Origin of the sequence: Veillonella tobetsuensis (assembly GCF_002959935.1) — a bacterium.
Classification (GTDB): domain Bacteria; phylum Bacillota; class Negativicutes; order Veillonellales; family Veillonellaceae; genus Veillonella; species Veillonella tobetsuensis.
Genome location: NZ_PPDF01000014.1, coordinates 46,783 through 67,713 on the forward strand (window position 1 = coordinate 46,783; position 20,931 = coordinate 67,713).

Sequence of the window (20,931 nt, forward strand, 5' to 3'; positions counted from 1 at the left end):
TATAATAGTCCTCTTTTTTCGAGAAAAGTTTTTCGGAAAAAGAGGATTTTTATATTCTAGCGTCGAAACAATATAGCAAGAACACCAAATAGTTTCTTATAAGGAGGCGATTCCGATGAAAGAATATAGTAGTGATCAGATTCGTAACGTAGCTGTAGTGTCCCATGATGGGGCAGGGAAAACTGCTCTTGTTGAATCTTTATTATTAACCTCTGGTGCTGTTGATTTTGTAGGTAAAGGCCAAGATAACAAACATATTATGGACTTTGAACCTGAAGAAATTAAACGTAATGTAACAATCCAGTTGGGCATGGCACCATGTGAGTGGCATGACCACAAGGTTAATTTTATTGACACTCCTGGCTACAATGAATTCCATGGTGAAGTTCGTGCTGCATTGCGTGCTTGTGATGGCATGCTTATGGTATTGTCTGCTACAACTGGTGTTGAAACAGATACAGTACGTGCTTGGGATTATGCTGTTGAGTTGCAAATGCCACGTATGGCATTTATTAACAAAATGGACGTTGATGGCGCCGATTTCTTTGGCACTATTGAACGTATGCGTGAACTATTTGGCAAGGCAATTATGCCACTTCAAATTCCAATTGGCGAAGGTGCCAATTTTGAAGGTGTTATAGACGTAGCCAAAATGACTGCGTTTACTTATAAGGACGGCCAACCAACAGAAATCGCTGTACCAGCTCACCTTATCGAAAAGGCTCAAGAAATACGGGAAATGACCGTAGAGGCCGCGGCTGAAGGTAGCGATGAATTGTTGGAAAAATATTTAGAAGGCGAAGAGCTTTCATTAGAAGAAATTCGTCAAGGTCTACGCGAAGGGATGATTAGTGGCCGTGTGTGCCCAATCATGTGTGGTAGTGCCACATCTCGGATTGGCTTAGATCAAGTATTGGACCGAATGATTCGGTATATGCCAGATGCTGCTAAAAAGGTTATGACTGCTGTTGAAGCAGGGTCCGATGAACCAGTTGTGGTACATGTAGATAAACCATTAACAGCATTTGTGTTTAAAACATTGCTTGACCCATTCGCAGGCAAACAAAGTTTTGTACGTATCTTCTCTGGTGAACTTAAGGAAGGCGATAAGCTTTTCAATGTAAATCAAGGTGCCGAAGAAAAATGGAGTAAGATGGTTACCCTTATTGGGAAGCAACAAATTCCAGTATCTGCTGCTAAAGCTGGCGATATCGTAGTGATACCGAAATTAGCTAATGCAAAAACAGGCGATACTTTGACAACTCCTGATTTTAAAGTGAAGTACGACCCAATTCGTTTCCCTCAACCTTTGTATACTGTGGCTTTAGAACCAACGAAAAAAGGTGAGGAGGAAAAATTAGCGGGTGCTGTTTTAAAAGTAGCTGAAGAAGATCCAACTTGTGTAGTTGTGAAAAATCCAGAAGCACGTCAATTACAAATTAACTGCATGGGTGAGGTGCATTTAGAACACATTCTCAACAAGATTGACCGTAAATACGGTGTACAAGCTAAACTTGTAAAACCATATATTCCATATCGTGAAACTATTAAGGGTTCTGCAGAAACAGAATCAAAATATAAAAAGCAAAGTGGCGGTCATGGTCAATATGGTCATGTTAAAATTCAAGTTGACCCATTGTTTGATGGTCAAGAGTTTGCCTTTGTAGATAAGATTTTTGGTGGTGCTGTACCAAAACAATATATACCAGCAGTGGAAAAGGGTGCCAAAGAAACCCTAGATAAAGGCTTAATTGCGGGATATCCTATGATTGGCGTGCAAGTGACACTCTTGGATGGATCTTACCATACTGTAGACTCCTCAGAGTTAGCATTTAAAGTAGCTACGTCACAGGCTATCAAGGATGTAATTCCTAAGGCGAAACCAGTCCTATTAGAACCAATCTATGAAGTTAACGTGTTTGCACCAGATGCTTTCATGGGTGACATTATGGGCGATCTAAATAGCCGTCGAGGTCGTGTATTAGGCATGGAACAAAGTGAAAGAACGGGTATATCTGTTGTTAAAGCACAAGTACCATTGGCAGAAATGTCAGACTATGTAACTGTATTGCGTTCCATGACGCAAGGACAAGGCGTATTTAATCGTCAGTTCTACAGTTATGAAGAGGTTCCTCACAAACAAGCAGATGAAATAATTGCTGCTTTCCAGGAACAAGATTAATGTAAAAACTGTCCACGAAGTTAATTTCATTGAGAATTGACATTTTACTAACAACTTCATATACAACTTAATATAAAACTTAATATGAAACTTAATATACAATTTCATATGTATAACAATCATTGACGTAAGTCATAAATTTGAATAGTACTTTACGAACCCTCCATATATGTAGCGTATGGAGGGTTTGTTTTGCGTAATCCTATATGGAAGCCAAGGCGCATATGTGCTACCATAGAAGTATAAAATCAATACAAATAGATTAATAATTGATCGTATGTATGGTGTTTTATGCACTATGGTTTATATAGAAAGGATGTACCTATGTTTTTTTCAAGTATACATGCAGATTATACAAAAATGGGATACCCTGCAGCCATCGTTCGTGCTCTTGATTTCTTAAAGCACACAGATTTAAAATCCTTATCTGGAGGTCGTCATGCTATCGAGGGCGATATGATGTACGCCAATGTAGATGATGTGGAAACAAAATTATTTGAAACTACAAAGCCAGAGTCTCATAAAAATTATATAGATATTCAGTTTATGGTGAGTGGCGAAGAAAACATGGGCTTTTTTGTAGACCATGGGCGAGTACAACCGATTGAATCTTATCCCGAACGAGATTGCTATTTCTACCCTAACGAATCTGTTGATGAAGGGACTATTCACTGTCCAGAAGGGTATTATACGGTTTTCTTTCCCTCTGATATCCACCGTCCTCTACTAGCCGTTAACGATAAGCCTATTAGTATTCGTAAGGTTGTTGTTAAGGTCCATGTATCTCTACTAGGTGAATAAGTACCATGAAGCGATATGAAGTTATAGGTATTGTCTTAACCTTGCTAGGGGCTATCGTTTGGGGGGTGTCTGGTACATCGGTCCAATTTTTAGGAAACTTCCGCAACATGAATTTAGAGTGGCTTATTACCATGCGATTGATAACGGCTGGACTTTTGACCGTACTCTATGCGTGGTTTAGACAAGGAAACTACGTATTTCATGTGTTTCGTAGCGCTAGAGATACGTTAGGTCTTATAATTTTTGGCGTTTTTGGCATGTCATTATGTCAGTATACATATTTTAGAGCTATTGTTCTTGCTGGGGCAGGCATTGCGACGGTATTACAATATTTAGCACCATCTATGATTATCATTTATATGTTAATGAGGTATGGAAAACGGCCGTCTCGTGGTGAAATTATTTCCGTCATACTCGCATTGGTCGGTATTATTTGTTTAATGGGGAACGATGGATTCTCTTTTGAAAGCTTCCGTGGTGATGTTTTATTCTGGGGCTTATTATCTGCCGTGGGCGTAGCTGTATATAGTGTTTCCCCTGTACGATTACTAGCAACCTATGGGACAATTCCTATTGTAGGTTTTGGTATGCTCATTAGTGGTCTCGTAGCAGCAGTTTTATTTCATCAGCCCCATTCTTACGCAGTATGGGATGTGTGGACTATCGTAGGATGCTTTAATGTAGTATTCCTTGGCACTATCGTATCCTTTAATGCCTACTTAGAAGGGGTTAAGCGGATTGGTGCTGTTTCAGGGGCTATCCTATCATCTGTTGAGCCTATTTCGGCTGCATTTTTGTCTTGGGCATTGCTAGGAAATCAATTTAGTTTATTAGGCATTTTAGGGATGGTACTCATTATTGTAACCGTTATTATCATTGCTCTTGAACGTCGTAAACCGCAGCCTGAAAGGACTGAAAATACTAATACTGTTTAATGTGAAAGGTTTCTGTTCTATGTATTGTAGAATGGGGGCCTTTTTGTTATCATGATACATATTATGAAAGCATTTGTAAGCGGAGGATGTATGGAAGAGAAACAGTGGATAGGCATGGGGCTCGCCATTATGGGAGCGCTCTTTTGGGGGCTTTCAGGTACGTCAGTACAATTCCTTGAGAGTGCAAAACATTTAAATGTAGAGTGGCTATTAGAAGTGCGGTTACTTATAGCAGGTTTATTAACAATTCTACTCGCCTATATGCAGGATGGGATACGCATTTTTGATATATTTAAATATCCAAAAGACTTTGGTAAACTCCTCATATTCGGTTTATTAGGTATTGCGTTGGCACAGTACTCGTATTTTAAAGCTATCGCTATTTCAGGTGTAGGCGTGGCTACTGTATTACAATACGTAGCACCGACGTTGCTCATTATTTATTTATTCTTACGATATTTTAAAAAGCCAACACCAGCTGAATTTTGTTGTGTTCTGCTTGCACTGACTGGTACTATATGTATTGTTTCTCAAGAAGGGTTAGATATATCCACTATTAATAGAGACGCCTTGTTTTGGGGACTTATATCTGCTGCTAGTATTTGTGTATATACGTTGCAACCTATTGAACTATTAAAAAAATATGGCACCACATCTATAGTGGGATTTGCCATGTTTATCTGTGGTATTTTATCTGTAGCTGTTTTCCAACAAATTGAATCGGAAGCAATTTGGGATGGCATGACTTGGCTCGGTTTGTTTACGATTATAATTCTAGGCACCGTTGTATCCTTTAATGCATATATAGAAGGTGTGCGGCGCATAGGAGCAGTGCAAGGTTCTATCTTATCTTCATTAGAGCCAATCTCGGCAGCCATATTTGGATGGGCCTTACTAGGTAATGGATTTACTTTGGTAGGTATATTTGGAATGTTCTGTATCATTGCTACCGTATTTATTATTGCTTGGGATAGACAACGACAAATTAAACGAGATGTATTGAAAAAACTTAATAAAGAAGAAATTGCTTAGATTCAATGAGTCTTAAACATAAATTGATTACTTTTAAAACCTATATAGCTATGATTATCATATTTTGTCATAGTAATATAGGTTTTTGTCATTTTATGTAAGGTGGTATTCGATTTATACTGTATACATAGTTCCGTTTGTTGACTATTCCTACATCTATTCATATAGTAGAAGTAGATAGATTTAGCTTTATTAAGGAGATAATTATGGACATTAAGGAATTTGTACAACAGCGTCGTGATGCGTTTATAGCTATGCGCCGCGATTTTCATATGTATCCAGAGCCAGCGTGGCTTGAGTACCGCTCTGCAGCCAAGGTTGCAGATAAACTCATTTCATTGGGCTATGATGTGGCATTGGGCTTAGAAGTGCTCGATTTAAACTCTCGTATGGGATTACCTAGTGATGAAGTGATGAAAGCCGCTATGGATCGTGCCATTGATGAGGGAGCTAATCCAGAACTTGTAGAAAAGATGGGCTATGGTAAAACTGCTATAGTAGCAACTATGAAGTTCAGTGATGATGGTCCTGTTGTCGCATTTCGTGCTGATATGGACTCTAATGATGTAATTGAGTCCAATGAGGCTTGTCATATTCCTGCAAAAGGTGGCTTCCGTTCTTGTCATGATAAGGCGATGCATGCTTGTGGTCATGATACACATATGACAATGGGACTTGGCTTGGCAGAATATGTGGCAACCCACAAGGATAATTTTAAGGGTACCATTAAGCTCATATTCCAACCAGCTGAAGAAGGTGTACGCGGTGCTAAGGCGATGGCCGAGGCAGGTGTCGTAGATGATGTGGATTTAATGTTCGGTATGCATATTGGATTTAATGAAAAATTATCTAACTGTTTTGCTTGCAGTGATCATGGATTTTTGGCGACTACAAAACTTGATGCCGTATTCCACGGATATTCTGCTCATGCTGGTGGATCTCCTGAGAAAGCACAGAATGCCATGCTTGCAGGGTGTACAGCGGTTTTAAATTTACAAGCCATTGCACGCCATAGCCAAGGTGCATCTCGCATGAATGTTGGTGTGTTTGAAAGTGGTACAGGCCGTAATGTTACACCTGATGTGGCGGTTCTTAAGCTGGAAACGCGCGGAGCTACAACAGAAATCAACAATTATATGATTGAACGCACTAAAACGATTATTAAAGGTGCTGCAGAAATGCATGATTGCACTTTTGAAATTACGAAGCAAGGTGAAACACCGGCTGGACATATCAGTGATGATTTAGCTCGCGAAGTACAATCTATCATTGAACCATTAGGTATTTTTAAAGAGGTTCCGTTTGATTATAGCGGTGGTGGCAGCGAAGACTGTGCGTACTTCTTAAATCGCGTTATCGATCGTGGCGGTCGCGCAACATATATGGTGTTAGGTTCTGCCATTAAGGCGCCTCATCATAATCCATTATTCGATATTGATGAAGAAGACATGCTAAATGGTATTATTGCATTAGGGACAATTGCTACTCACTATTTAAAATAGACTATATTGATTATGATGTATACATTACATTATAGATGTATAACTATATAGATGTATGCATCAAGAATATGTATAGTGGACCTATATATTATGTGTAATATAGGTATTAGATTGTGAGGTGTTATATGATTCAACGAGAGCGATTAGCTAGTGATTTTGAGGCTATGGCACAGTTAACTGCACCTGGTGAAGGCATTAATCGGATTGCTTTCACCGATGCAGACTGGGCAGGCCGCCAATATATTATAAAACGCATGGTTGACGCAGGCTTAACTGTAGAAACAGACGGTTTTGGGAATGTCATTGGCTATAAGGTAGGTAAGAATCCTGATTTACCGTTTGTCATGGTTGGTTCTCATACGGACAGCGTGCCTAATGGGGGCAATTATGATGGTGTTGTGGGTGTATTATCTGCTATCGAAGCGGTTCGCAGTATGATTGATGATGGTTTTGAACATGACCATACCATTGCAGTAGTAGACTTTATGTGTGAAGAGTCTAGCCGCTTTGGAGCAGCCACATTAGGCAGTAAAGCTATGCGTGGTGAATTGACATTGCAAGATTTACATCGCTTAGTAGATAAACAAGGCATTTCCTTGTATGACGCATTAAAAGAGCGTAATTTAAATCCAGATGCTATTGAGCATATGGAATATAAGAGACCTGTAAAGTCTTTCACAGAAATTCATGTTGAACAAGGTAAAGTGTTAGAGCACGAAGCTAAACCCATCGGCATTGTAACAGGGATTGCTGCACCAGAACGGTTCTATGTAACCATTCGTGGTAATGCGGATCATAGTGGGGCCACACCAATGAACTTGCGTCATGATGCGCTCTGTGGGGCTTCTAAAATCATTCTCGGTATTGAAGAGATTGCATCCATGCAAGAAGAGCCTCCAGTAGTGGGCACAGTCGGTGTAGTAGAGGTTGTGCCAGGAGCGATGAACGTTATTCCTGGGGCCGTTAAACTGGGCGTAGATATTCGCAGTATTTCTAAGGTGGCCCGAGATTCTGTAGTTGCCCTCATTAAGGAATTTATTGATGTTATTGCAGAGAAACGAGGCTTATCCTATATGATTGAGCCTGTTGCACAAGATCATCCGGTGGCGATGCATTCAGCAATGATTCGAGAAATTGAAGAGGCTGTTCAGTCTGTAGGCGTAGACTATATGACTATGTCAAGCGGTGCTGGTCATGATGCCATGCATTGGGCTGATGATGTTCCTACAGGAATGATTTTTATTCCATGCCGCGAAGGTATCAGCCATAATCCGGCTGAATTTGCAGATATGGATGACATCGTTACGGGAGCTAAGATATTAGACACGGTGCTAAGAAAGCTTAGCTTAGAAAGTACTAAACTTAACTAGGTTGAGTGCGGTGTAATATTTGATGTACATATAATTTAGTTAGATTTGTGTTAACTATCTAAGATATCATGTTTTACGTGGTTAGAAGGGTGTATTCCGTAATAGAATGGCAAAGAATACTTGCTATTGGTAGGGAATACATGGATTGGAGAGATTATGGTTATTGCTGGTATTGTTATCGTAGTGGCAACGTTTATCGCCATTATTAAACAGTTTGAAACACGGCTCGTGTTGTTATTATCGGGCTTGTTAATGTGCTTTATTGGTGGACAGATTGGTGCTGGTACGACAGCCTTTGTAAAAGAGCTTACAAATCCAGGTCTTGTACCAACTATTTGTACAGTACTTGGTTTTAGTTATGTTATGGAATATACAAAATGTACAGAGCACATGGTATATTTCATCTCTGCAGGCCTAAAAAAAATGACTAAAATCATCATTCCTGGTGCTGTTATTATTACGTTCTTGATCAATATTGCGTTGCCTACAGCGGCAGGCTGTGCAGCTGCAGTAGGTGCTCTATTAATTCCTGCACTTATTCGCTCCGGTGTGCATCCAGCGATGGCAGGCTCTGCTATTTTCTTAGGGACTTGGGGTAGTGCATTGAGTCCTGGTCTTATGTTTAACCCTCAAGTAGCACAACTCGCTGGTGAAGATGTAATGACCGTTATTGCGAGCTTCTCTATGCAAGCCATTATTGGCATTGTCGTAGCAGCTATCTTGCTCAATATCGTAGCTATCGTTAAGAAAGAGCATACAGGATATGTATTGAAAGATGCTAACGAAGAAGAAGGTAAAGAATTTAAAGTAAATTATTTATATGCTATCATCCCAATCATTCCGCTTGTATTACTCGTACTCGGTAGTAAACAAGTAGCAGTGATTCCTGAAATTTCTGTTCCTGTATCTATGCTCATTGGTACAGCTATCGGTATTATTGCCGTACGTCCGAATGTAACGGAAGCAGTTAAGAAATTTTTCCGCGGTACTGGCGATGGCATGTGTGATGTAGTAGGTCTTATGGCTGCTGCTGCAGCCTTTACAGCTGGTATGCAATATATCGGCCTTACAAGTGCACTCATTGATGGCATGAAGAACTCTCAACAAATCGCTCAAATTGGTGCAGCCTTTGGTCCATTCTTATTAGCTGTTATCTCTGGTTCTGGTAATGCAGCAGCCCTTGCATTTAACGGAGCTGTTACACCGCATGCGGCAGACTTTGGCTATGGCATTATGCAACTCGGCTCCATGGCCCAATTGGGTGCTGGCATCGGTCGTAGTATGAGTCCAGTAGCAGGTGCAGGTATCATCATTGCCGGTCTTGCAGGTATTAACCCTATGGAAATGGCAAAACGTAATGCTGTACCATGTATTATTGCTACAGTAGTGATTATGCTGTTGTTATTATAATTATAATTAGATGAAAGTAGTTGTGCAGTTGTAATGCTATAAAGCGCATCTGCTCAACGGCCTTAAATTTAAAATTCACAAGAAAAGAACCCCATTATGAACCGACCCCTTAATGTTAGACCAAAAATCTTAACGTTAAGGAGGTCGGTTTTTCTATGGCAAAATATAGCCTTATATTTAAATTAAAAGTCGTTACCGCATATCTAAATGGCGAGGGTGGATATGAGTATTTAACTAAGAAATATGGTGTAAAGACTACATCGCAGGTTCGTCGTTGGATTAGTGCATTTAAAGAATTTGGTAAAGATGGTTTGTGTCGAAAGCGACATAATACAAGATATACTTCAGAATTTAAGCTAGCTGTGGTAGAGTCATACTTAACTAGTGAATTATCGTATCGGCAAATTGCATTACAATACGGGCTGAATAATCCTTCATTAATAGCTCGCTGGAAATCGGATTTTATGAAATATGGGGCCAATACTTTTGTCGAGCGACCGAAAGGACGAATACCTACCATGAGTCGAACAGATGAAAAAGCAAAGATTAGCACACATACTAAATCTCGTAACCAAAAGAAGAAAAAAGAATTAACACCAGAGCAAGCTCGTATTTTAGAACTGGAAAAACAATTACGCTATGCTCAAATAGAGAATGCCTATTTAAAAGAATTGAGGAGATTGCGCCTCGAGGATGCTCGGAAAATGAAAGAACAGCAAGAATCATTAGCAGTCTCCGAAGAGAATTCAAACTAACTGAGATTCTTGCTGCCTTATGTTTTCCAAAAGCAACATATATGTACTGGCAACAGCGCTTTGACCGAGTAGATCCAGATCTACAAATACGAATAGCTATTGAAGCTATTCGTAAAGACCATCCCAACTATGGATATAGAAGATTGTTACCCTTGTTACAATCACGAGGTATTGTTGTTAATAAGAAACGATTACAACGAATTATGCAAAAGTTCAATTTGCAAGTAATAGCATTTTCTCGTAAGAGCCGAAAATATAACTCATATAAAGGTGTTAAAGGACGGATTGCACCTAATCGCATTAAGCGTAGATTCCATTGTAATCAACCACATCAAAAAATTACTACAGATACAACTGAATTTAAGTATTATGAACTAGATGCAAATGGTGCTTTGAAAGTCAGAAAACTATACTTAGATCCATTTATGGATTTATATAATCTTGAAATTATCAGTTTTAGTATAAGTCCTACACCATCAGCTGAGTCTATACTTTCAGCACAGAAACAGGCAATTAAAAAGACTGCTGATGCTAAGTATAGGCGGACATTTCATTCTGATCGTGGTTGGGGTTACCAAATGAAAGCGTATCAACATAATTTAAAAGTGCATAATATATTCCAAAGTATGTCTAGAAACGGTAATTGTCTCGACAATTCACCAATGGAAAATTTCTTTGCCATCTTAAAACAAGAGCTGTATTATGGCAATACTTTTCATAGCTATGATGAGTTAAAAATGGCGATTGAAAACTATATTATGTATTACAATACTAAACGAATTAAGGAAAGATTGAACTGGCTAAGTCCAATTGACTATCGTTTAGCTACTACTGCAGCATAAAAAATTCCGAGCAACCAGTTTTGGTTACTCGGAATAAAAAGTCTAACTTTTTGGGGTCACTACACATCTGAGTTCTGAGAACAGCTCTTTTTATTTGTTTATATAGTTTCTTTAATGCATTTGCACTATTTTCGTTGTATTACGGCGTTACTTTAGTTTTAACGCAACCCATAGGGCAGCGCCGATAAAGGTAAGGCTACATGCCCAGAAAAGGGTTGTGAAGCCAAATTGAGCGGCTACGATGGAACCACCAAAGGAGCCTAGAAAGTAACCCATAGACAAACAAGACTGATTGTACGAGAATACTTGTCCCGTATATTCCTTAGGTGTTTTTGATGCTAAATAGGTATTGAGCGCAGGTAACATACCACCTAGCCCAAAACCTTGCAAGAAACGGATAAACCCAAGTACATACACAGAGTCCACATAGGCTTGCGGTATATTGAGTAGACCTACATAGATCATCGAGTAGATGAGCACCTTTCTAGGGCCTATACGGTCTACTAATTTCCCGAGTGGAGAGCTACTAAAGAATTGGGCGATACCCATGGCAGAGAACACAGCACCAGATATGAAGGCTATATTTTCCGTATTGCTTGGTAGCATTCCTTTAATGTAAACCGTCATAATGGGGGAGATGGCGGTAACCGAAATGGCATACAGGAAGGAGGTTGCAGATAAAGCGACTAAACTAGAAAACTCAGGTAAGTGAGTTTTTAGATTTCTAAAGGTTTGCTTCTCAACAAGTGGCTTTGGAACATAGTTTTCATGTACCAGCATTGCCGTCAAGCCAAAGGAGATAAGCATAAGGGCCCCGATGATAAAGAAGTCATTTCGAATACCTACTACATCACTGAGATACCCTCCTACAAGCGGACCGGCTAGTGAGCCTGCAAGGCTAAAGGATCCTATAATCCCTAGAGCCCAACCTGTATGGTTTTGCGGTGTTTCTGACGCGATAAGTGTTACCGATGCGGGGTAAAAACCGCTTACTAACCCTTGCAATGTACGAACGAGGAACACACCTTCTGGTGTAGTCTGAAAGCCCAATAATATACTACATATAGCCATACCAAGACTAGAGCGTATGAGGGTAATCTTACGTCCCTTACGGTCTGCTAATCGGCCCCAGAAGGGAGCTGCTAAGCAGACAATGAGGAAGGTGATGCCCATGGAGGCACCGGACCATTGTGCTATCGATCCTGTATCGCTTAAGCCCATTTCATGGAAGTATAGAGGGAGAATAGGGCTTACCTGACTAATCCCGAGGGACATGAAGAATATGCAGAATGCGCAAATGTACACCGTTCGTTTCCACGTTTCCAAAGTATCCCTCCTTTAGTCTTTCTTTTTAACTTCTTCCCAATCGCTTAAGTCCGGAAGTTTATTGCTTGTTATAGATTCTTGAATCCAGTAGTTAATAGAGGTTAAGTTGCTAGATTCCCGTTTAAAGCCATATACGATGTCATCTTCTACGTCATCTTCTATAGTGATATAGAGAGAAATGTGTAAGTTTTTACCTTTTCCGCGCTCGATGAAGTAGCTAATACCCGGATCGTCGAGGTTAGATGGGCGAACCGCAATGATATCATACGTGCCATTGGCTACGCCTTCTAAGGCATCCTTAATCATTTGATTGGAAAGTTCATATTGATTGAGGTAGAAGATATCGTTGTCACAAGTTAATACATATTCTCGAGGAGGCGTAGTATTTTTGTACTGTTTCTCCCAGTTTTCATCAATTACAGGCAATGTAGCATGATCATAGAATTCTTTAATTAAACCGAGACCTTCAGAAATAGACATCTCCTTATAGTCTCTTATTTCATATATCGTAGGCTCCAAGGTTTCATCACATTCCGCAGGATCCTCGCTGTAGCCGTATAGATAGATAGTACAAGAGTTTTTGTCTTCATTGTGGAACATAACGATACTATACACATCGTAAATGATGTTTTCTATGGATTGACGATTATCATAGATGATAAAGCTGAGATATTTTTGTGTATCCCATTCCCGTTGAATGAAATTCCAGTCGTATTTATTCGTGCGCCAACCCGTAGTAGAATTCTCGAAGATTTCTAATACATCTACGGAGTTTTGAGGCCATGCAGGGGGCATAGGATTACATGTTGTAGAAGATTGCGTTATCCCTTCTTTGTACTGATAATGTCCATCAACGAGTTCAAAGGCTTCTAATCGCTCAGATGCTTCGTCAGGAATTGCCAACGGCTCACCAGTGCCTAACCAATTATCGTTTCTTGTGTTGAGACGATTGATGCTTTCACGAGCATGCTCGTAGAACGTAACGGCTTGGTCTAAATCAGGTTCTTTTGTAATGGCACCAATTTCGTAGCAAAAGCCGGCTGCTAGTTGCCATAGATGGTCCGCATAGTCATAACTACCGTATCTATCGAAACATTTGCTAGCCTTATTAACGCACTCTATGGCGGTTCTTATGGCAGGGGTATTACCTTTTTTGAAAGTAAATACATAAGCGAGATACGGCCAAATAGTGTCGAGAGTGTAAATAGCTGGTTGTTGTAATAAGTGAGCGATGCGAGACCAGTCTTGGGACTGACCATCGATATTCAATGTGCGAAGAATGATGGCTTGCATTGTAACATAAGCGTGGTCGTTAAAGTCTAAATAATCTGGGCTTATAGCAGCACGCTCGTAGTATCTGAGAGCCTTTTGAATATCCTGAAGGATTCTTTTGTTAGACTCACATGGTTTTGCATAGTACTCGGCAGCTTCACGCAAACACATGCCATTATTCATGGCGGCACCGCGCTCAAAATATTCGAGAGCTCGTTCATGCTCCTCGCGAGACTTACAAATATCGCCAGCTAAATACATCATGAGTGGCAAACCTGCTGCAGCCCCTTCAAAAATGACTTGTTCTTCCATTGCACTATTATCTTGCTCTATATAGGTAATGCGTAAGTTGCGGTATGCAATAATAAGGCCTGCTTCGGCGGATTTACGCAACCATTTCTGAGCAATGGTAGTTATTTTATTTGCGAACCTACGTTGATCTGCTTGGGCAAACAAGCCTTTTAAGAAACGGACAAAGGTAGATGGTTCACCTTCATTAGCCACCTTTTGAGCCGATGGTAAGATGTGGTAATCCCCCCATTGGAATACATTGGCAATGGCGTAGGCGCAGTAAGAACAACCCTTTTGGGCGCCTTCATAGACGCGCTGGAATGCTTGGTCCTTTGTCATAGGCAACTCTTTTTCAATAGTTGGTGTAAGGGCACCAGAGGTACGCATAGCTTGTAAAATAGCGATGGCACTGCCTTTGCGAATAGCCGTATGTAAATAACTATACGCCTTTGTGTCATCTTCAGGAAAGCCTGCTTCAATTCAGGTGAACTGAGGGCCAGAATAGACGCGCGCTAAAATAGCATACACATCGCCGATACCCGGAATCTTTTGGCCTTCCTCGTCAAGTTTCACAAGGGCATCAAGCTCGGCCTTACCCTCCCAAGCGATATCTTTATTACATTGATGAAATATTTTATTGAAAGACTGCTGTATTTGATCAGTAAAATAAAAACTCATGCTCTCTCCTCCGCATAATAATCAGTAGAAGCTGATAACATATGTAATTTCAGTATACTATTAGTGTTTAGGGGAAAACAATATAAATTATCAATTGCTTGAGGAATAATATATTCAATTTTAATTATTTATATTAGAATAGATAGAAAACTGGGTATGATATAACAATAAAAGGGATGAATATGAGAAATATAAATTTTGATATGATGATTGCCGCATTTTGAGCTTTATATTATTATTTATCTATATGTTTTTGTATTGATTATGTTTACATAGCTTTAATTTGTAGATATCCTTCGGTATGAGAGAGAAGAGAGCTTTATTTTAATGTGGTTACATAATGAAATTTCACTATTTAAACAAAATATAGAAATGTTGCGAGTGAATCAAAGGATAGGCAGACTAGCATATTTGTGGGGGGTACTTGGCTTAATGGTTAGTAAATTTTTAGCCTATCTTATATTTGGTTTATTGGTAGTGCTTATTCAAGGTAGTCCACTGCAAGATAGTCAGTATTTGTCTTATATTTATTTTGGATGTCTACAGATTATACATGTAATTGCATCTATTTTTATCCTCAAACGTAGACTAAATGACTGTGGGTCATCCTTGTGGTATATGATCTTAGTACCCATAGCATACCTAAGTTTGTGGGTGTATTGGGGGATGAGTTTCAGTTGGGAATCTATATCTGAAACCTTTATCAATGCAGGCTTTTATTGGGAAGGATTTTTCTGGCAGTATTTTATCTTGGCTTGTTTTGCGTTGCCTCTTAGTGTGCCTGATTTTAATAAGTATGGCTTAGATGAAGGGCGGGATAGCTATAATAACTATATTATTGCCTACAATAGAAGCTCCACCGTTAGTGAAGATAAAGATATTGGTACATTCGACTATGTGTGTGGTTGTATATGGGATGTTTTATTTGCTAATCCATTTGATATTAAAGGAAGAGCTTCCGTATCAGCTTTTTGGGTTGGTCTTGTAGGATCTCGTCTTTTCATGGATGTCATTATGTATATGGCTATATCCGTAGTATCGTTAATTGTTCAGGTTGGTATACCTCTTTATATACCACAGTGGGGCTTTATGGTTATCCTGATATGGCCAGCTTTAGCAATGATTACATTAGGCATACGTAGACTTCATGATTCCCTGTTAAGTGGGTTATGGATTATTGGTCTTTTCGTTCCGTATATTAATATTTTTGTTAGCTATCATCTTTTGTTTAAAAAATCTTGGCATATTGAAAGTTAAGATTCTCCTTGACTTTCATTCTATAGAAACATTATAATCAGATTATAATTTTATACTCGCCTAAAAGAAACCGATGAGGTGGAGATAAAAATAGGAAATGCACTCACAGAGAGCGGGATTAGCTGAGAACCCGTAGTACGCAGCTTATTAAATGGACCACCGAGGGCGCATGGAAAAGAATGAATTTCATTCCTAGTATGGTGCGACGTCACACGAGCGTTAGTCGTGAGGGATATGTTAGTATCCTGCGAAAGGGGAATGCGTTGCATTCAAACAAGGTGGTACCGCGATTTATAGCATAATACAAGTATTTCTAATACTCTTGTAAAAATAGAACTATAGACTCGTCCTTGACGTTACATTGTCATGGGCGAGTTTTTTTATTGGCAAACGCCAGATGGAGGTTCTCATGATTTTCCCTAGTCTTGACCGTGTGAAAGCTATCGCACCGGGCTACGATATCGTGCCTGTATATATGGAAATTTTATCCGACGTACGCACACCGATTAGTGTGTTGAAAACATTAAAACAAGTGAGCAGTCATACGTACTTGCTTGAAAGTGCGGATAATAGTAATCATTGGGGCCGTTACTCCTTCTTGGGCTACGATCCTAAGATTGAGCTCTTCTGCAAAAATCATAAAATGACTATCAAAGACGGTACAACGCGTACTTTTGAATGCTCTGACCCAGCTGCAGAAATTCGCAATATTTTGAGCCAATATAAAAGCCCTCGCTTAGAAGAGCTACCAACCTTTACAGGTGGCTTTGTAGGGTACTTCGCTTGCGAATACATTCGCTACATCGAGCCAACATTGGACTTCCCAACACCAGATGATGACTCTGCTATGGTCAACGATGTAGACCTTATGCTCTTCGACAAAGTAATCGCATTCGACCATTACAAAAACAAAATCTACTTAATTGCTAATATCAGCACTAGCGATTTGGAACGCAATTATAACAAGGCTGAGCTCGAGTTAAAAGCACTAGCTGATCTCGTAGTAAACGGTAAAGAGGCGGACATTCCAAAAGGCATCCTTAAAACAGAGTTCACTTCTGAATTTACAAAGGACGAATTCGAAGCAGTTGTTAAAAAGACACAGCATTATATTAAGGAAGGGGATATCTTCCAATGTGTTGTATCTAACCGCCGTGAAGCTGAGTTCGATGGCAGCTTGTTAAATGCGTACCGCGTATTGCGTACGTTGAACCCATCTCCATATATGTTCTACCTATCTGGTGGCGATGTAGAGCTTACAGGTGCCTCTCCAGAAACATTGGTAAAATTGACGGATGGTAAAATGTACACCTTCCCAATTGCAGGTACTATGCGCCGCGGTAAAACCGAAGCAGAGGATCTCGCTATTGAGGAAAAACTCATTAATGACGAAAAAGAGTTGGCTGAACATAATATGCTCGTTGACCTTGGCCGTAACGATTTAGGCAAAATTGCTAAATTCGGTTCCGTACAAGTAGAGGCGTTACACATGTTACAACGTTTCTCCCACGTAATTCACATTACATCTACTGTAAGCGGCGACATTCAAGACGGTAAAGATGCTCTCGATGCTATCGGTGCTACATTGCCAGCTGGCACATTGTCCGGGGCTCCTAAAATTCGTGCTATCGAAATTTTACATGAACTTGAAAAAAGCCCGCGCGGTGTATACGGCGGCGCTGTAGGTTACATCGATTTCTCCGGTAACATGGACGTATGTATCGGCATCCGCATGGCTATGAATAAAGGCGGTAAGGTCTATGTTCGCGCTGGCGCTGGTATCGTTCGCGATAGTGTTCCTGCTAGTGAATATAACGAAACCTTGATCAAAGGCCAATCCATGATTTCCGCAATTACAGATGCACAGGAGGTAGAATAATGGTACTCCTTATAGATAATTACGATAGCTTCTCCTTTAACTTATACCAATTAGTAGGTTCTATCGATCCAGATATTAAAGTCATCCGCAGCGATGAATTAACAGTTGAAGAAATTCGTGCGTTGAAACCAGATTACGTGATACTTTCACCAGGACCTGGCAGACCAGCTGATGCGGGCGTGTACGAAGACCTATTGCGCGAATGCAAAGGCGAATTCCCAATCCTTGGCGTATGCCTCGGACACCAAGCCATCGGCGAAGTATTCGGTGGCACCGTTTCCTACGCAAAACAAGTGATGCACGGCAAACAAAGCGTAGCCAAACAAGTACACCCATCCAAAATCCTTAAAGGCATACCTGAACAATTTGAAGTAGCACGCTACCACTCCTTGGCGATCATTGACGAAACTATGCCAAGCGAACTCATTGTTACATCCATTACAGACGACGGCGAAGTAATGAGCGTAGAACACAAAGACTACCCAATCTACGGCGTGCAATTCCATCCGGAATCCATCATGACACCAAATGGGGAACAAATGATTCGCAATTTCTTAAGTCGCTGATGTAGCGGACGATAGGACTTTAGAAATATACGAATCATTTGTTTCCTTAAACGCAAAAGTAAGAAAACGGCATCGCCGTTTTCCTTCCCAGCGCCGCAGAAACATTTTTAAATATTTAATTGTTGTTCATTTTGATAGCGGTTCTAGCAGGTAGTAGGGCATATAGAGGACTAAATGTCGTAGTATTATTGTGGATTCACAGGGTTCTAGTCCCGACTTTGGCCCTGCGAAGGCCGCAGGCCGAAGTCAGACCCGGCCGGTGGAGGGAATAGGTCCCTGTGAATCCACAAGCGATATGAATGAGAGTCTATGCCCTATTACCGTTGAACAGAAGTAAAATGAACAACAAGTAAGGAGTTATAAATGATCCAAGAAGCATTATATAAAGTAACCCATGGTCAAGATTTATCTTATGACCTTGCAAAGGATACAATGAACAAAATTATGAGCGGAGACGTAGCCGAAGTCCCTATGGCTGGTTTCTTATGTGCTCTAGCAGCGAAAGGCCCTACTGTAGATGAGGTTACAGCCTTTGCTGAGGTTATGCGTGAAAAGGCTGGTTCTGTTCCGCACGAGCAAACAGTAGTTGAAATCGTAGGTACTGGTGGCGATGAAGCGAATACATTCAACATTTCTACTACATCTGGCTTTATCATTTCTGCCGCAGGTATTCCTGTAGCGAAACATGGTAACCGCAGTGTATCTAGTAAATGTGGTGCTGCTGATTTGATCGAAGCATTAGGCGCTAAATTAGAGCTTAACGGTGAACAAAACGAGGCAGTTCTCAATAAAGCCAATATGTGCTTCATGTTTGCTCCTGTATACCACCAAGCTATGAAATATGCAGGCCCTGTACGTAAAGCGTTAGGCGTTCGTACGGTATTCAACATCCTTGGGCCGTTGGCGAACCCAGCAGGTGCTACGGTTGAGTTGATGGGCGTTTACGATAAATCCTTGGTAGAGCCATTGGCTCATGTATTGGCTAACCTTGGTGTGAAACGCGGTGCTGTGGTACACGGCTTCGATGGCCTTGATGAAATTACGGCTACCAACAAAACGTACGTATGCGAAATTAATAATGGTACTTTCACAAGCTACGAATTTGATCCTAAGGACTATGGTTTCGAATACGCTGATAAAACTGAGCTTGAAGGTGGCGACGCAACAGTAAATGCTGAGATTACACGCCGCGTTCTCGGTGGTGAGCAAGGCGGTAAACGCACCGCAGTTCTTCTCAATGCTGGCATGGCCATTTACCTTGCAAAAGATGGCCTTACATTAGCAGAGGGCATTGAAGAGGCAAAACATATGATCGATTCTGGCAAGGCTCTTGCCACAATGGAACAATTTGTGAAAGCAACACAAGAGGTATAACCATTGATTTTAGATAAGATTATAGAGGCTACCAAAATTCGGGTAGCCCAAGAAAAACAGATAGAATCACCTGAGGCTGTAAAAGCAGCGGCGTTGGCGTTACCATCTGATACAGGATTTCCTTTTGAAGCAGCCCTTCGTCAGCAAGACTTTAACTTCATTTGTGAAGTAAAGAAGGCCTCTCCATCAAAAGGCATCATAGCAGAGCACTTCCCGTATTTAGATATCGCCAAAGAATATGAAGTGGCTGGTGCTGCGGCTATCTCTGTTTTGACGGAGCCAGACTTCTTTAAAGGTGATAAAAAATATTTGCAAGAAATTGCAAGCACTGTCAAAATCCCTGTACTTCGTAAGGACTTCATCATCGATGAATACCAAATCTACCAAGCAAAGGTATGGGGCGCTAGTGCAATCCTATTAATCTGTGCATGCCTCGATGTACCAACATTGACCAAGTTCCGTGAGTTAGCGGACTCTCTTGGCTTGTCTTCCTTGGTAGAGGCTCATGACGAAAAAGAAGTACAAATGGCTATCGATTGTCGGGCACGCATTATTGGTGTTAATAACCGTAATTTGAAAGACTTTACGGTAGACGTACAAAATAGTGTGCGCTTGCGTAATCTCGTTCAAGACGATGTGATCTTTGTATCTGAAAGTGGTCTTGAAACGCCAGAAGATATCCAAGTATTGCGGGATAATAATATCGGTGTAGCCTTGATGGGGGAAACCTTCATGCGTTCTCCTAACAAGGTTGAAAAATTGGCCTACCTTTATGGCCCAACCTATTACACACCAAAGGTTAAGATGTGTGGCATCTCCAAGGTTGAAACAATCCCTGCTGTAGTAGAAGCAAAACCAGACTATATGGGATTGGTATTTGCACCGAGCAAACGACAAGTTACTGTTGACCAAGCTAAAATATTAGTTGAAGAACTACACAGAGGATATGCCAAAAAATATGGCTCAGATACAGAACATGATAAGAATGATACCATAAAAACTGTTGGTGTTTTTGTAAATGAAACAGTAGACAATCTCGTTACCATTGCTAATGAAGCCAATCTTGATGCAGTGCAATTGCATGGTGATGAAGATGAAGCTTTCATCCAATCCTTAAAAGAACGTACTAATGTAGAGGTTTGGAAGGCGGTCCAAATCCGAAGTGCGGCAGATGTAGAGAAGTGGATCGATAGCAGTGCAGATATGCTTCTCTTTGATGCATATCATAAAGATGAGAGGGGCGGTACAGGAGAAGTATTCGACTGGTCCTCTTTAGGTGCTTTTGAACGTCCATTCATGCTAGCTGGAGGTATCGACAGTACAAATGTGGCTCGTGCGATTCGGACGGTTCGTCCATATGGTATTGATATTAGCAGTGGCATTGAAACAAATGGTGTGAAGGACGATGAGAAGATTACAGCTTTCACCAAGATTGTGAAGAGTATAGGAAGGTAAAGTT

Annotated in this window: 16 protein-coding genes; 13 read left to right on the plus strand and 3 right to left on the minus strand. The window is 40.5% G+C overall.

The features are described 5' to 3' along the window. The first annotated feature begins 115 nt into the window (after positions 1–115). The 8 genes from fusA to VTHSUH11_RS09090 all read left to right on the plus strand — a co-directional run bounded on the left by fusA (position 116) and on the right by VTHSUH11_RS09090 (position 10,829). Entirely contained in the window at positions 116–2,182 is a 2,067-nt protein-coding gene (gene fusA, locus VTHSUH11_RS09055; RefSeq protein ID WP_105093439.1) for an elongation factor G, read from the plus strand. Between the two features lie 324 nt (positions 2,183–2,506). Further along, the gene (locus tag VTHSUH11_RS09060; protein ID WP_105093440.1) at positions 2,507–2,983 is read left to right on the plus strand and encodes a NanQ anomerase/TabA/YiaL family protein; all 477 of its coding nucleotides are present in this window, start codon (positions 2,507–2,509) and stop codon (positions 2,981–2,983) included. 5 nt (positions 2,984–2,988) lie between these two features. Then, on the plus strand, positions 2,989–3,918 hold the full coding sequence (locus VTHSUH11_RS09065; RefSeq protein WP_105093441.1) for a DMT family transporter: 930 nt from the start codon (positions 2,989–2,991) through the stop codon (positions 3,916–3,918). A gap of 90 nt (positions 3,919–4,008) precedes the next feature. Further along, entirely contained in the window at positions 4,009–4,950 is a 942-nt protein-coding gene (locus VTHSUH11_RS09070) for a DMT family transporter (protein ID WP_105093442.1), read from the plus strand. A 206-nt stretch (positions 4,951–5,156) separates the two neighbouring features. Continuing rightward, on the plus strand, positions 5,157–6,452 hold the full coding sequence (locus VTHSUH11_RS09075; protein WP_105093443.1) for an amidohydrolase: 1,296 nt from the start codon (positions 5,157–5,159) through the stop codon (positions 6,450–6,452). Between the two features lie 125 nt (positions 6,453–6,577). Next, positions 6,578–7,822: a M20 family metallo-hydrolase gene (locus VTHSUH11_RS09080; protein WP_105093444.1), complete on the plus strand. Its 1,245-nt coding sequence runs from the start codon at positions 6,578–6,580 to the stop codon at positions 7,820–7,822. 156 nt (positions 7,823–7,978) lie between these two features. Then, positions 7,979–9,232 (plus strand): C4-dicarboxylate transporter DcuC, encoded by a 1,254-nt coding sequence (gene dcuC, locus VTHSUH11_RS09085; protein WP_105086387.1) that lies wholly within the window; start codon positions 7,979–7,981, stop codon positions 9,230–9,232. A 155-nt stretch (positions 9,233–9,387) separates the two neighbouring features. Further along, positions 9,388–10,829 (plus strand): IS3 family transposase gene (locus tag VTHSUH11_RS09090; RefSeq protein WP_105093445.1). Its coding sequence is split into 2 segments (ribosomal slippage): positions 9,388–9,976 and positions 9,976–10,829, totalling 1,443 coding nucleotides; the frame shifts between segments, so codons are not numbered across the junction. A gap of 147 nt (positions 10,830–10,976) precedes the next feature. Here the strand turns inward: VTHSUH11_RS09090 and VTHSUH11_RS09095 are convergent. The 3 genes from VTHSUH11_RS09095 to VTHSUH11_RS09635 all read right to left on the minus strand — a co-directional run bounded on the left by VTHSUH11_RS09095 (position 10,977) and on the right by VTHSUH11_RS09635 (position 14,396). Beyond that, a complete protein-coding gene (locus tag VTHSUH11_RS09095) occupies positions 10,977–12,155 on the minus strand; it encodes an MFS transporter (RefSeq protein WP_008603175.1) in 1,179 nt (392 codons plus the stop codon). 12 nt (positions 12,156–12,167) lie between these two features. Next, a complete protein-coding gene (locus VTHSUH11_RS09100; protein ID WP_244900013.1) occupies positions 12,168–14,105 on the minus strand; it encodes an SEL1-like repeat protein in 1,938 nt (645 codons plus the stop codon). A gap of 93 nt (positions 14,106–14,198) precedes the next feature. After that, complete coding sequence (locus VTHSUH11_RS09635) at positions 14,199–14,396, minus strand: hypothetical protein (protein WP_244900014.1); 198 nt, start codon at positions 14,394–14,396, stop codon at positions 14,199–14,201. A gap of 327 nt (positions 14,397–14,723) precedes the next feature. On the opposite strand from VTHSUH11_RS09635, the gene VTHSUH11_RS09105 reads away from it, so the two are divergent. From VTHSUH11_RS09105 to trpCF, 5 genes are all read left to right on the plus strand, one after another. Beyond that, positions 14,724–15,653, plus strand: a complete 930-nt coding sequence (locus tag VTHSUH11_RS09105) for a DUF805 domain-containing protein (RefSeq protein ID WP_105093446.1) — start codon at positions 14,724–14,726, stop codon at positions 15,651–15,653. A 409-nt stretch (positions 15,654–16,062) separates the two neighbouring features. Then, a complete protein-coding gene (locus VTHSUH11_RS09110) occupies positions 16,063–17,532 on the plus strand; it encodes an anthranilate synthase component I family protein (protein ID WP_105093447.1) in 1,470 nt (489 codons plus the stop codon). Then, positions 17,532–18,098 carry an anthranilate synthase component II gene (locus VTHSUH11_RS09115; protein WP_009661771.1) on the plus strand — a complete coding sequence of 189 codons (567 nt, stop codon included), beginning with the start codon at positions 17,532–17,534 and terminating at the stop codon, positions 18,096–18,098. Before VTHSUH11_RS09110 ends, VTHSUH11_RS09115 begins: the two co-directional genes overlap by 1 nt. A 363-nt stretch (positions 18,099–18,461) precedes the next feature. Further along, on the plus strand, positions 18,462–19,472 hold the full coding sequence (trpD, locus tag VTHSUH11_RS09120; protein WP_105093448.1) for an anthranilate phosphoribosyltransferase: 1,011 nt from the start codon (positions 18,462–18,464) through the stop codon (positions 19,470–19,472). 3 nt (positions 19,473–19,475) lie between these two features. Beyond that, complete coding sequence (gene trpCF, locus VTHSUH11_RS09125; RefSeq protein ID WP_105093449.1) at positions 19,476–20,927, plus strand: bifunctional indole-3-glycerol-phosphate synthase TrpC/phosphoribosylanthranilate isomerase TrpF; 1,452 nt, start codon at positions 19,476–19,478, stop codon at positions 20,925–20,927. Positions 20,928–20,931 lie beyond the last annotated feature (4 nt).

What these genes read in the sequence shown, in the direction of transcription:
- VTHSUH11_RS09060 (WP_105093440.1), top strand. Translation starts at nt 2,507, where the DNA reads ATGTTTTTTTCAAGTATACATGCAGATTATACAAAAATGGGATACCCT.
- VTHSUH11_RS09070 (WP_105093442.1), top strand. Translation starts at nt 4,009, where the DNA reads ATGGAAGAGAAACAGTGGATAGGCATGGGGCTCGCCATTATGGGAGCG.
- VTHSUH11_RS09065 (WP_105093441.1), top strand. Translation starts at nt 2,989, where the DNA reads ATGAAGCGATATGAAGTTATAGGTATTGTCTTAACCTTGCTAGGGGCT.
- dcuC (WP_105086387.1), top strand. Translation starts at nt 7,979, where the DNA reads ATGGTTATTGCTGGTATTGTTATCGTAGTGGCAACGTTTATCGCCATT.
- VTHSUH11_RS09105 (WP_105093446.1), top strand. Translation starts at nt 14,724, where the DNA reads ATGTGGTTACATAATGAAATTTCACTATTTAAACAAAATATAGAAATG.
- VTHSUH11_RS09080 (WP_105093444.1), top strand. Translation starts at nt 6,578, where the DNA reads ATGATTCAACGAGAGCGATTAGCTAGTGATTTTGAGGCTATGGCACAG.
- VTHSUH11_RS09100 (WP_244900013.1), bottom strand. Translation starts at nt 14,105, where the DNA reads ATGCGTACCTCTGGTGCCCTTACACCAACTATTGAAAAAGAGTTGCCT.
- fusA (WP_105093439.1), top strand. Translation starts at nt 116, where the DNA reads ATGAAAGAATATAGTAGTGATCAGATTCGTAACGTAGCTGTAGTGTCC.
- VTHSUH11_RS09635 (WP_244900014.1), bottom strand. Translation starts at nt 14,396, where the DNA reads ATGAGTTTTTATTTTACTGATCAAATACAGCAGTCTTTCAATAAAATA.
- VTHSUH11_RS09110 (WP_105093447.1), top strand. Translation starts at nt 16,063, where the DNA reads ATGATTTTCCCTAGTCTTGACCGTGTGAAAGCTATCGCACCGGGCTAC.
- VTHSUH11_RS09075 (WP_105093443.1), top strand. Translation starts at nt 5,157, where the DNA reads ATGGACATTAAGGAATTTGTACAACAGCGTCGTGATGCGTTTATAGCT.
- VTHSUH11_RS09115 (WP_009661771.1), top strand. Translation starts at nt 17,532, where the DNA reads ATGGTACTCCTTATAGATAATTACGATAGCTTCTCCTTTAACTTATAC.
- trpD (WP_105093448.1), top strand. Translation starts at nt 18,462, where the DNA reads ATGATCCAAGAAGCATTATATAAAGTAACCCATGGTCAAGATTTATCT.